Source organism: Marinoscillum sp. HNIBRBA16962, assembly GCF_057801515.1.
Genome location: NZ_CM173603.1, coordinates 5162895 through 5175521 on the forward strand (window position 1 = coordinate 5162895; position 12627 = coordinate 5175521).

Below are 12627 nucleotides of genomic sequence, written 5' to 3' on the forward strand. Positions count from 1 at the left end.
CTTCCTGTGTATCTACAGATATTTACGATGATGCAGGAAGTTTGTTTATAATTATTCTAAATAAGCAAAATGTCCTGGGTGAAACGTATTTCTAATACCTTAGTTTTGCTGTTTCCCTAATATGAAAACGCCAATATCAGTCATTATCCCTACCTTCAACGAGGAAAAGAACATAGAAACGGCCTTAAAATCCGTAACATGGGCTGATGAAATCATTCTGATTGATTCGTTCAGTACGGATGGCACCCTTGAAATAGCTCGGGAATATCCGGTAAAAATCCTGCAGCATGAGTATATAAATTCTGCTAATCAAAAAAATCGGGCAATACCTCAAGCCACACACAAATGGGTCTTTCTACTGGATGCGGATGAAATAGCCACTCCCGAGCTAAAATTAGAAGTACAGGAAACTGTAGAAGGTAAACCAGCACACGATGCCTATTGGATAAGGCGTGAAAACTACTTTATGGAGAAAAAGCTCAAACATGTTTTGGGCAGGGATAAGGTAATTCGTCTGTTTCGCAAAGACTCCTGCAGGTACGAGGACCGGCATGTCCACGCAGAGATTCAAACAAACGGGTCTGTAGGCTGGCTAAAAGCACCTATCATCCACAATACTTACAATAATGGTCTACAGAGATACCTGGAGAAGATTGATCGATACACCACCTGGGGAGCCCGTGACCGATTATCCAAAGTGCATACTATCACCATGTACCATCTTCTGATAAAACCTGCTTTCCGGTTTTTCAAACATTATTTTCTTTCGCTTGGATTCTTGGATGGCAAAGTAGGTTTTATAGTGTCTGTATTTGGAGCTTACACGGTATTCCTCCGCTCATTAAAAATCTGGAGATTACAAAGAGGGGAAGGTATGGACGCCTGATAACAAAAAATTTAACCCTGGCATAAAACCCTTTAAAGGCTATTTAAAGGTTGTCTATAAAGTCCAAAAAAGAGAAACAAAAAATGAATTTCATACTAACATTCCCCTTCACCCCTTTTTCTTCCCCGAAAGGGATGCCTTCGGCAAAAGGGGAATATTGGTATTTTTGTTTCTCTTTTTCTCACTAAGCTTACTTTATGAACAAACACTATTTAGTCAACAATGCATGAAACAACTTCTCATAGTTGTTGACTGTTTGATCCATTGAAAAATATTTAGCTCTCTGATGCCCGTTTTTAATAAGTCGATTGCGTAGGTCGGGATCATCGAGTACTTTTCTGATATTTTCCGCCAGGTGCTTCACGTCACCATCTTTGTAGAGGAGTCCGGACACTCTGTCTTCAATAACATATTTTATCCCTGCCTTATTGGTGCCGATGACTGGTACCCCAAAAAGCATAGCCTCTACCAGCACCAGCCCAAAACCATCTTCGGATGGAAGAACTTTCACATCCATTAGGCGGTAATATGCCAAAGCTTCATGCCTTGGTAGCCTTCCTGTAAAAATCAAACGTTGCTTTGGCTTGTGTGTATGAATAGCTGCCTTCAATTGTGAACGTTCAATACCCACAAAGAGAACCGTTAAGTTTTCGGGAAGAAATGATAGTGCTGCTACCAGCTGAGCCTGTTTTTTCAGTCGTGAAACACATCCTATGACCGGACCGGTTAGTTTCAACTCTTCCTTAAGAGCACTTATCCGGTGATCCTCTACTGAGGAAACGATCTCCGGCGACACGCCATTATTAATGGTGATCAGCTTCTCAGCAGGATAACCTTTCTTAATAAATAACTCCCTCACTCCCTCACTTACTAAAACGATCCTCTTTACCGCACTCAGATGAAACCATCTTTTTAGCCAGGGTTCATCTCTGGGTCGCTGCCTTCTGGTAAAAACTATGGTGCCTGGAATTTTATAAAACCATCTCGTCAGAATGACAGCTGTGCGATCTAAACCCGACTGAGCATTTATTATTTCTATCTGGTATGCTTTCACCAAAGTAGCCAGCGTAGCTACAGACTGTAAATCGACATAGCTATTAAAAGGAATGTGATGAAAACGTAGTGCAGGCTCTTGTGAGACTTTTCTGTGTAATTCCGTATCGAGCTTTCCTGCTACATGTACTTCATGACCTTTTGCCGCCAGACCTTTCGCCAGGTAAAAAATCGAAAAAGTGGATCCGGCTATGCCACCCTGATATGTGGTCAAAAGTACTTTCATGAATCATGACAATCATAGATGTTTCAAGAGGCCATCCTCTTTAGATGAGGCCACAAATTGGCTAATGACTAATCTGTAAATTCCTGAAATACAGCACCTTTCACAAACACGTCATTGGTACAGCAACAGCCCAAGAAAATGTCATGGGGAAACTGCTCCGTTCTAAAACAAAAAAAAACTGCTCCTTTTAAGTTACCAGGAACAGCTTTCAACATAAAATTCGTATCTATTAGCGGTTTTGTCAAGTTGCGATTAAGCCGGTAATGGAGAATGGGATTGATGAATTTTCTATAACCCCCATCGGCCCCTTTTACAGAAGAGGGAATATTTGTATCAACCCAATACTCCATTATGATTGTGTAACAAAAGTTGGCAAAGTAGGATTAATACCTGTAATGTTCAGGCTTAAATGGTCCTTCCACTGTTACACCAATATATTCTGCCTGGTCAGCAGTAAGCGTATCCAACTCAACACCGATTTTGGCTAAGTGTAAAGCAGCAACTTTTTCATCCAAATGCTTGGGTAATGTATACACAGCATTTTCATACTTATCACTGTTGTTCCACAACTCAATCTGGGCCAGCGTCTGGTTAGTAAATGAGTTGGACATTACGAATGAAGGGTGACCGGTAGCACAACCTAAATTCACTAATCTTCCTTCCGCCAGCACAATAAGCTCATTTCCTTCTACATTATAAAGATCCACCTGAGGCTTGATCTCTACTTTGCTGTCTCCATAATTTTTATTCAGCCATGCAATATCTATTTCATTGTCAAAATGACCGATGTTGCAGACGATCGTTTTATCATGCATCAGCTTGAAATGCTCCCCTGTAATAATGTCCTTATTACCTGTAGCTGTGACCACAATATCTGCTCTTGGGATTGCATCCACCATCTTTTTCACCTCATAGCCATCCATAGCTGCCTGAAGCGCACAAATAGGATCAATCTCCGTAACGATGACTCGTACGCCAGCGCCTCTCAGAGAAGCTGCCGAACCTTTTCCTACATCACCATATCCTGCTACAACTGCCACCTTACCCGCAAGCATAATATCAGTGGCCCTTCTGATTGCATCTACAAGTGATTCTTTACATCCGTATTTGTTGTCAAATTTTGACTTGGTTACTGAATCATTCACATTGATTGCAGGAAGGGGCAAGGTGCCTTTCTTCATGCGTTCATATAGCCTGTGAACTCCTGTGGTGGTCTCTTCAGAAAGGCCTTTAATGTCTTTTACCAGCTCCGGATAGTTATCCAAAACCATATTGGTAAGGTCTCCTCCATCATCCAGGATCATGTTTAATGGTTTACCTCCTTCAAAAGCAAAAAGCGTCTGCTCAATGCACCAGTTGAATTCCTCGGCATTCATGCCTTTCCACGCATATACGGGGATGCCTGCTTTGGCAATCGCTGCTGCCGCATGATCCTGTGTAGAGAAAATATTACATGACGACCAGGTAACTTCAGCTCCCAGCTCCTCCAATGTCTCAATCAATACTGCGGTCTGGATGGTCATATGCAGACACCCTGCAATACGTGCCCCTTTTAATGGCTTAGAGGCACCATATTCTTCTCTCAGTGACATCAAACCGGGCATTTCGGCCTCTGCCAGTCTGATTTCATTTCGGCCCCATTCTGCCAGATTAATATCTTTTACCTTGTAGTTTAGCTTTTCCTCAATCATGTCTTATGTTTTTAACAGCGCAAAATTAGTTAAATTATTCGGATGGAATTTCAGTGAAGAAATTTAATCTCTTTCATGTCGAAACTTCGTGTACGATTGTTTGTTTTCACAACCAATTTACCAACTTCATCAATCCCGATAATTTCCCCTTCAAATACTCCATCCTTTGACTGAAACGAACGGTTCTCCCCTCTCCATCTCATGTTCTCATAGTACTCAGCGATAATTCGATCCTTCCTCCCTCCTCTTAGAGAGAGGTAATATCCCTCAAAAGCCACCAGGAGGTCTTCCAGTAAAGATTCCCGGTCGAATGACCGATTAAGCTCCATTTTAAGAGAAGTAGCTGACGGAAGCGGAAAAAAATCCTGATTGACATTGATGCCTATACCCACAGCAGCCGTAGAAATCTGTAAAGGCTCAATGGATGTTTCCACCAGGATACCAGCCACCTTTCTGTCATCTATAAATGTATCATTGGGCCACTTAAGTGTTAACCTGTTTCTATTTACAAATTGGCTCAGAGCCTTCACCACAGCCAAACCCGCAATGATGTTTAAAAAAAAGGATTGTTTGGGAATCAGAAAGGTGGGCTTAAGAAGAAAGGAAAACAATAGATTTTTCCCAGGCTCGCTCACCCATACATTTCCCCGCTGGCCTTTACCTTTCACCTGATGATCGGCATAAATTAAAAACCCTTCGGAAATGTCACTATTTTTGACTCTTTTGTTCAGCTCGTCATTTGTTGAATGACATTCTGGCAGGAATTCAACGTTTTTACCCAGAAATAGGGGTTTGGCAAAGTATTTATGCAACTTATATTCGTATTTTTGTGGATAAAATTATCATAAACTATCAATGAATGCAGACTAAGGCAAAGGAAGCAATAAATTCCAGTGAATTAAGTGATCTTGTGGTGCAAGGGATGTTGGAGAAGAAAGCTTCCAGTGTAGTGGTGATGGATATGAGGGGGGTACAAAGTGCTATTGCTGACTATTTTGTAGTTTGCTCCGGAAATTCTGACACTCAGATCGACGCGATATCCGACTCCATAGAAGAGCAGGTCTTTAAACACTCAAAACAAAATCCCTGGAAAACCGAAGGAAAACAAAATAAAGAATGGGTCTTAATAGACTATGTAGATGTAGTAGCCCATGTATTTAATAAAGAAAAAAGGACGTTTTATGGCCTGGAAGAGCTCTGGGGCGATGCTAAAATGACAAGCATTTCTGAAGAGAACTAAATCCATCTGTAAGCGTTAAGGAAGTAAACTTAGAAAAAAATAATGGCGGATAAACCTAGACAGAAAAAACCCATTATGGGTGGCAAGCCAAACAGACCTAATTACCAGCTACTGATTATCGTAGCCCTGATTACCATCGTATTTGGATTTACGTATTTCAGCAGAAGCAACTCTGCGATCAAAATCACCGATAAGCGTTTCGAGCAAATGGTGCTCGCTAATGACGTGAAGCGCGTGGTTCTGATCAAAAACCAGGACATGGTAGAAGTAACTCTGAAAGAAGAAGCTCTTCAAAACACCAAGTATAAGATTGAGCTTGAAGAGCAGTCACCATTTTCACTTGGCGGAGGTGGCCCTCAGTATTACTTCAACATCGCAAGTACTGATACCTTTATCAGAAACTTTGAAGATATCAATGAGAGTCTGCCTGAAGACCAGCGAATTGGTTACGAGGTAGAGGAGCGGTCTGATTTTACCACTATTTTCTTTAACTGGGGCTTTTTATTCCTGATCATTTTCGGGTTTTGGTTTCTGATGCGGAGAATGACCGGAGGCGGTGGTCCCGGCGGACAGATCTTTAACATTGGAAAATCGCGGGCCGCATTATTTGACGCTGAAAACAAAGTGAAAATCACCTTCGCTGACGCTGCAGGACTCGAAGAAGCTAAAGAGGAAATTAAAGAGATTGTAGAATTTCTTAAAAACCCTGGTAAGTTTACAAAACTAGGAGGTAAAATCCCTAAAGGTGCATTACTGGTAGGACCTCCGGGTACAGGAAAAACATTACTTGCCAAGGCGGTGGCAGGAGAAGCAGGAGTACCGTTCTTTACCCTGTCCGGATCTGACTTTGTGGAAATGTTTGTAGGGGTAGGAGCTGCTCGTGTACGTGACTTATTCAAGCAAGCCAAAGAAAAAGCGCCTTGTATTGTTTTCATTGATGAGATAGATGCGATAGGCCGTTCCCGGGGAAGGGGACAGATGCCCGGCTCCAATGATGAACGAGAAAATACATTGAACTCATTGCTGGTAGAGATGGACGGTTTCTCTACAGATTCGGGTGTAATTATCCTTGCAGCTACTAACCGTCCTGATGTACTGGATACCGCATTACTCCGTCCGGGAAGATTTGACCGGCAGATCAGTATTGACAAGCCGGACATTGTAGGGCGTGAAGCTATCTTTAAAGTACACCTTAAGCCCATCAAGCTGCATGAGAACGTGGATCCAAAAAAACTGGCTGCACAAACCCCAGGTTTTGCCGGAGCTGAAATAGCCAATGTTTGCAACGAGGCTGCATTGATTGCTGCAAGAAGAAATAAGAAGCAGGTAGATATGGCTGACTTCCAGGATGCCATTGACCGGGTGATAGGTGGACTTGAGAAAAAGAACAAACTGATTTCTCCGGAAGAGAAGAAAATCGTGGCTTACCATGAGGCAGGCCACGCTGTAGCAGGCTGGTTCCTGGAGCATGCCGACCCTCTGGTAAAAGTAAGTATCGTGCCTCGAGGAGTAGCAGCTCTCGGTTATGCTCAGTATCTGCCAAAAGAGCAGTTTCTCTATCAGACCGAACAGCTATTGGATGAAATGTGTATGGCGCTCGGAGGAAGAGCCGCTGAGGACCTGATTTTTGGTAAAATCTCTACCGGCGCACTAAGTGACCTGGAGCGTATTACTAAGCTTGCTTATAGTATTGTGACAGTCTATGGAATGAATAATAAGATAGGCAATATCTCTTTCTATGACAGTAAGCAATCCGAGTACAACTTCACCAAGCCTTATTCGGAAGCCACAGCTGAACTAATCGATAAGGAGGTAAAAGCTTTGGTCGATCAGGCTTATGAACGCACCAAATCCCTCCTGAAAGAGCGGTTAAAGGAGCTTGAGGTTATTGCCAAAGAGCTTCTTGAAAAAGAGATCATCTTCCAAAACGATCTGGAGAGACTCATAGGCAAACGCCCATTCGAGCATCAGACAACCTATCAGCGATTCACTAACGGCTCAGATGAAAAGGAAAAAGAGGACAAAACCAGTGGTGAAGAAAAGGAAGATATCGAAAAGATCAAGAAAAGCGTGAAAAGTGAAGTAGAGAAAGAAGAAAAGCCTCAAAAGGAAGATTCTGAATCTGAAAAAGAAGAAGAGGTTGAGGATAAAAAATAAAGACAATTAATTCACATTCACTTATAATTGAGGAGTCGCTAAACCGACTCCTTTTTTTATGCAGTCGAAATACAAGTCACTTCCCAAAACCAAAAAGGTTTACATGGCGAGCGATTTCCATCTCGGAGCCCCAAATGAGGTGGAAAGTCGTATGCGCGAACAAAAAATAGTTCGTTGGCTATCCACTATTCAAAAAGATGCCAAAGCAATTTTCCTGCTGGGAGATATATTTGACTTTTGGTTTGAGTACAAAGAAGTCATCCCTAAAGGCTTTGTTCGATTCCAAAGTAAAATAATCGAGTTGACTGATGAGGGAATTGAGGTCTGCTTCTTTACGGGCAATCACGACCTGTGGATGCTGGACTACTTCGAAAAGGAGCTCGGAGTAAGAATAGTCAGGAACCCAACCTCATACGAAATGGGAACCTTCACATTTCATATTGGTCATGGAGACGGACTTGGTCCGGGTGATCATAAATTTAAGGTTTTCAGGAAAGTTTTCACCAACAAGCTGGCACAGTGGGCTTTTCGATGGATCCATCCTGACCTGGGGATCAAAATTGCCAAATATTGGTCCTATAACAGCAGTCTGGGGAATGATAATGACCCCTACCTCGGTGATAAAGAGAGGATCGTGCAATACTGCAAAGAAGTGGAAAGCCATTTGCACCATGATTACTATGTCTTTGGTCATCGGCATTTAGTGCTGGAGAAAAAAATTAATGAGACTTCCAAGTATATTAACTTAGGAGAGTGGGTGGCAGGATGGCATTACTTAGAAGTTTCTCAGAAAGAGGTAAAGGTTAGACGTTTTGAAGACTAAGCTGATAATCATACTACTGGCTTTTCCGCTTGCGGGATACTGTCAAAACTGGCAACATATTCATACTATCGAGTTAAATAAGCCCATTACTTCGTTCTCTATAGATAATGAGGGAGAGATTTATTTAGGTACCGCATCAGGAGATTTATACCGCTACTTATCAAATGGTGAGGAAGATCTTCACTTTTCAGGAATTGCCAACTCACCGCTTACCTCAACAGAGGCCTGGAACAGGCTTAAAATCTTTCTTTTTTACCGGGACATCCAAAAGTTTTCGTTTTTAGACCGCTTTTCTACCACTCCGGCAGATTATGAAGTCCGAAATTTTCAATCGGATCTGGCCTGGCTGGTTACTCCCGGGATGGATAATAGCATTTGGGTGCTATCCACAGTGTATAATGAGCTTCGTAAGTTCAATATTCAAAGCAAATCTCTTATACTCACCACACCACTTGCAGTGGATTTGAAAAAAGCCAGCTTTATGAGAGCCTGGCAAAACCTCACTATCATAAGTGATGAGGTAGAGGGGCTCTATTTTTTTGATCAGTACGGTAACCTGCTGGAAAAACTGAAAGTAAACGGGTTATCCCATTTTCATATCGTGAAAAAGCAGCTTGTTGGGTTAGCGGGATCAGAGGTAATTACCCTGGATCCATTTAATCCGCTGGCCACTTATAAAACAATAAAAGCTCCCGAGGGAGCCTTTAAAGGAGTTTTGACCGTGAAAGATCTTTATTTTTTTATTGGAGACACAAAGGTTTATGTCTACAAGATCAACTTATGATCCTTTGTAAAGCTCAAGTATCTTCTGTCTGAAAATAATATTGTATTTAGCATTAACCAACTCAACTTGAGCGCGGTTTTTATTATTAAGGCTTTCTGAATACGTATAGAAATCAGTATTCCCCGTCTCGAATCGTTTCTTCATAAATTCAAACGACTGCTGAGCTGCTTCCAGGTTTTCTTTTGCGGTAACATAGGTGTTTTGGGCTGAAACTAAATCCAGATACGCGGTCTGGACAAGGTTGGTAATATTATTTACAGCTTCGTACACACCCAGCTCGGCATTGGCATAAGACACTTTTGCCTGCTGGATTTGATTGCCGGTGTTGTATCGAGTGAATATGGGTATGTTTAATGAGAAGTTGAAATATTCAAACTTATTATACTCCAGCTGATCGGTCAGCGATGCTTCAGCTTCATATTCCCCAGTACTGGGATTTCTTGCACCATTCGATGAATAATTAGAACCCAGTCGGCCAAATGCCGAGATTGTCGGCAGCCTGTTAGCTCTTGCCACTTTCAATTGGTACATGGATGCATCTAGCGAATATTTTGCCGATGCAATAGTAGGGTTAGATGCCAGAGTTTCATCCAGGAGTTCATCAAAAGACCCCATATCCAGCAGCAACTGACCTTCGTCAATTTCATATGGCTGGACTTCATATTCATTTTCAGTAATATCCAGTTGCATTGACTGAATCAATGTCAGGTGATCCCGCTTAAATTGTACCTCAAGGTTGTTAAGAGTTAACCGTTGATTGGCTAGCTGGGATTGGAAATTATAAACAGACTCCATGCTGCCCACACCGACGGACTCTCGTTTCTTTTCTCGCTCCAATTGTGCTTCTAATAATTGCACTCGCTCTTTCTCAATTTCGATATTTTCCAAATCAAGTATAACATTCAGATAATTAACAAGAATGGCTGATTCCACTGATTGTTCTGTGCTTTTCACATTTTCCTGTGCGGCTAATAACTCATTCTTACGTTGTGAAAGATTATAATGATTAGAAAAACCATTAAATAAGACAATATTTGATGACAAGTTTGGGTTCGAGCTTTTCGTAGTTGTTGACACCTGTCGGGCCGCATTTGTGTCAAAGAAGGTACCAAAGAAAAAATCATAATTAATACCGGCTGACAGGCTCGGGAAAAAGTTCATGATTGCCTGAAACCGGTTTGATTCTGCGGCAAGCTGATTATTCTTTGCACGCTTAAGCTGGATATTCCGATCCAGAGCCGTCCGGATACAATCATCCAATGTAAGTACTACGGTATCTGCTTCCTGAGCCGTAGCAGACAGAGACAGGATTAATAATAAACCGGCTGTAAAAGTCCTCATGAGTTTTAGGTTTTGAATTTTGTAAGTAAGACCTCCTCACTTGCTGAAAGCAAAATGAGGAAGTCAAGCATACATGAGAGTGAATAAACGTTAAACTAAAGCGTTATCTTTCGCATTGATGTTTTCAGATACGATCTGGCCATCAAATAAGTGAATGATCCTATGTGCGTATTCCGCATCTATCGGTGAGTGCGTCACCATCACAACAGTAGTACCATTCTCATTCAGTTCGGTAAGCAAATTCATTACTTCCTGGCCATTAGCAGAGTCCAGATTACCGGTAGGCTCATCGGCAAGTATCAGCTTAGGTTTTGCTATGACCGCCCTCGAAATAGCCACGCGCTGCTGCTGACCTCCGGAGAGTTGCTGCGGAAAGTGATTTCTTCTGTGCATGATCTTCATTTGCTCCATCACCTCTTCAACTCTCTTTTTTCGCTCTGAGGAAGAGTACTTTAAGTAAATCAAAGGAAGCTCAATGTTTTCATACACAGTGAGTTCATCGATAAGATTGAAACTCTGGAATACGAATCCGATATTGGCTTTTCTTAATTCAGCTCTTTTTCGTTCAGAATGTCCGGATATCTCCTGATCAGTAAAATGAAACTCCCCTTCTGAGGGATTATCTAATAGTCCTATTATGTTGAGTAGGGTAGACTTACCGCAACCGGATGGTCCCATGATTGCAACAAATTCACCCGCTTTGACCTCCAGGTTCACGCCTGCCAGAGCTGTGGTTTCAATCTCATCGGTGTAGTAGAATTTCTTCAACCCTACTGTTTTGATTAACGCTTTTGAGTTTTCCATTTGATAATTGTTTAGTGTATGCTATTGGTTATTTAAATACTAGTTTGTCTTTATCATCATATCCTTCGTAAGAAGAGACAACAACTTTCTCTCCGGGTTGCAACCCTTCAGTAACTTCATAAAAACGAGGGTTTTGCCTTCCCAGTCTTATCTCCCGCCTCACAGCTTCCGATTCATCACTGGTCAACACAAAAATCCAGTTGCCTCCGGTGGTTTGATAAAAAGAACCTCGGGGTATCTGAATCGCAGTTATGTTTTCACTAAGCTGCAGTCTGATCTGTAAAGTTTGCCCCCTGCGGATCCCATCAGGTACCTCCCCGGTAAAGGACATGTCAACAGAGAAAAGGCCACCCGAAACTTCGGGATATACTTTTGTGATCTCCAGATCATAGTCATTCCCGGCAAAAGGAAATGAACCCTTCAGCCCCTCATAGATCCTTGCGATATAGTGCTCATCAATCTGTGCCCTTACTCTAAATCCGTTTAAGTCATCTATCTGTCCTATATTCTGGCCAGGAGATATGGACTCTCCTACCTCCACGTCTACAGTACTAAGTCGCCCGGAAATAGGCGCTTTGATATAAAGGTTATCCAGGTTTTTCTTGATCATCTCCAGGTTATCTCTGGTCCGTTTTAGCGTAACTTCTGCCTGTGCTATCTGTAACCGGGCATTTAACGAGTCAAATTTTGCTGATTCGATCTGAATTTTTCTGCCATCGATTAGCCGGTCATATTCACGCTTGAGATTTAAAAACTCCTGCTCGGAAATGATCTTCTCCGCAAAAAGTTCTTTTCCACGCTCATAAGCATCCTTTGCCTGGTCTATCTGGTAATCCAACTCCACCAAAGCTCGCTTGAGATCAAACTGATTTCGTTTAAGACTTAGTTTTGTATTTTCCAGGTTATTCATCAGGATAAAAGCCTGTGTTTCTTCTCGTACAAAATTTTGTAGCAGATCATTATTAGATAGTTTAAGAATGCTGTCTCCCTCGTCGACTAAAATACCTCCGTCATAATACTTTCGTTCTACCACACCACCCTCTATCGCGTCCAGCCTGATTGTTTTGATTGGCAGCACAGTTCCATCTACCGGGATAAACTCGCGAAACTCCCCTTTCATTACCGTCGCAATGTTAACCTTCTCTTTTTCTACGTTGAGTCTTGACCCCCCTTCTGCAAAAATGAAGCTGTACAATACAAACAGTACAAATAAACCTGCTCCACCCCAGGTCGCTATACGCTTAAACGTCCACTTTTTCTTTTTAATCTTTCGGTCCATAGTTATTATCTAGTCTCATTCCCATGTGCCAATTAAGATGCCAATGATTGTAAGGTACTGGTTATCAATTACTTAAAAATAATGAAAAGGTGGATGAGTGATGAGCTTGTACAGAATGGTACAAATTAATGTTCGGAATCGCACACCAACTCCTTTCCTGCAAAAGGAATGCGCTCTAACAAGTTAATTATGAGCCATTTAAATCGCATTCGAAGAAAAAATAGGACTAATCAACTAAAAAATTTAAAAATTTTAATACAATAATTTTCTTTTTCTTCTATAATGTACTTACATTTAATTCAAATTTCCCCTTTTGTTAAGGGGTTATTCTCCACCGTATTTT

Annotated in this window: 11 protein-coding genes; 5 read left to right on the forward strand and 6 right to left on the reverse strand. The window is 41.7% G+C overall.

The window, feature by feature from the left end; genetic code table 11:
• Window positions 1-121: 121 nt before the first annotated feature.
• Window positions 122-886: a glycosyltransferase family 2 protein gene (locus tag AC3E9V_RS21595; RefSeq protein ID WP_488750243.1), complete on the forward strand. Its 765-nt coding sequence runs from the start codon at window positions 122-124 to the stop codon at window positions 884-886.
• A gap of 208 nt (window positions 887-1094) precedes the next feature.
• Here the strand turns inward: AC3E9V_RS21595 and AC3E9V_RS21600 are convergent, their stop codons facing one another.
• From AC3E9V_RS21600 to AC3E9V_RS21610, 3 genes are all read right to left on the reverse strand, one after another.
• Window positions 1095-2165 carry a glycosyltransferase family 4 protein gene (locus tag AC3E9V_RS21600; protein ID WP_488750244.1) on the reverse strand — a complete coding sequence of 357 codons (1071 nt, stop codon included), beginning with the start codon at window positions 2163-2165 and terminating at the stop codon, window positions 1095-1097.
• 383 nt (window positions 2166-2548) lie between these two features.
• Entirely contained in the window at window positions 2549-3856 is a 1308-nt protein-coding gene (gene ahcY / locus AC3E9V_RS21605) for an adenosylhomocysteinase (RefSeq protein WP_488750245.1), read from the reverse strand.
• 50 nt (window positions 3857-3906) lie between these two features.
• A complete protein-coding gene (locus AC3E9V_RS21610) occupies window positions 3907-4668 on the reverse strand; it encodes a biotin--[acetyl-CoA-carboxylase] ligase (RefSeq protein ID WP_488750246.1) in 762 nt (253 codons plus the stop codon).
• Between the two features lie 47 nt (window positions 4669-4715).
• Here AC3E9V_RS21610 and rsfS point away from each other — a divergent pair, with 47 nt between their 5' ends.
• Genes rsfS through AC3E9V_RS21630 form a run of 4 tightly spaced genes read left to right on the forward strand, consistent with a single transcriptional unit; the run spans window position 4716 to window position 8860 of the window.
• On the forward strand, window positions 4716-5096 hold the full coding sequence (gene rsfS, locus AC3E9V_RS21615; protein WP_488750247.1) for a ribosome silencing factor: 381 nt from the start codon (window positions 4716-4718) through the stop codon (window positions 5094-5096).
• 42 nt (window positions 5097-5138) lie between these two features.
• Window positions 5139-7253, forward strand: a complete 2115-nt coding sequence (gene ftsH / locus AC3E9V_RS21620; protein WP_488750248.1) for an ATP-dependent zinc metalloprotease FtsH — start codon at window positions 5139-5141, stop codon at window positions 7251-7253.
• 58 nt (window positions 7254-7311) lie between these two features.
• Window positions 7312-8076, forward strand: coding sequence for a UDP-2,3-diacylglucosamine diphosphatase (locus AC3E9V_RS21625; protein WP_488750249.1), 765 nt, complete (start codon window positions 7312-7314; stop codon window positions 8074-8076).
• Window positions 8066-8860 carry a hypothetical protein gene (locus AC3E9V_RS21630; RefSeq protein WP_488750250.1) on the forward strand — a complete coding sequence of 265 codons (795 nt, stop codon included), beginning with the start codon at window positions 8066-8068 and terminating at the stop codon, window positions 8858-8860. The genes AC3E9V_RS21625 and AC3E9V_RS21630 overlap by 11 nt, the downstream gene beginning before the upstream one ends.
• Here the strand turns inward: AC3E9V_RS21630 and AC3E9V_RS21635 are convergent.
• From AC3E9V_RS21635 to AC3E9V_RS21645, 3 genes are all read right to left on the reverse strand, one after another.
• Window positions 8855-10201 (reverse strand): TolC family protein, encoded by a 1347-nt coding sequence (locus tag AC3E9V_RS21635; protein ID WP_488750251.1) that lies wholly within the window; start codon window positions 10199-10201, stop codon window positions 8855-8857. The two genes, AC3E9V_RS21630 and AC3E9V_RS21635, sit on opposite strands and share 6 nt — an antisense overlap.
• Before the next feature lie 90 nt (window positions 10202-10291).
• Complete coding sequence (locus AC3E9V_RS21640; RefSeq protein WP_488750252.1) at window positions 10292-11005, reverse strand: ABC transporter ATP-binding protein; 714 nt, start codon at window positions 11003-11005, stop codon at window positions 10292-10294.
• A gap of 28 nt (window positions 11006-11033) precedes the next feature.
• Complete coding sequence (locus tag AC3E9V_RS21645) at window positions 11034-12284, reverse strand: efflux RND transporter periplasmic adaptor subunit (protein ID WP_488750253.1); 1251 nt, start codon at window positions 12282-12284, stop codon at window positions 11034-11036.
• Between the last annotated feature and the right edge of the window lie 343 nt (window positions 12285-12627).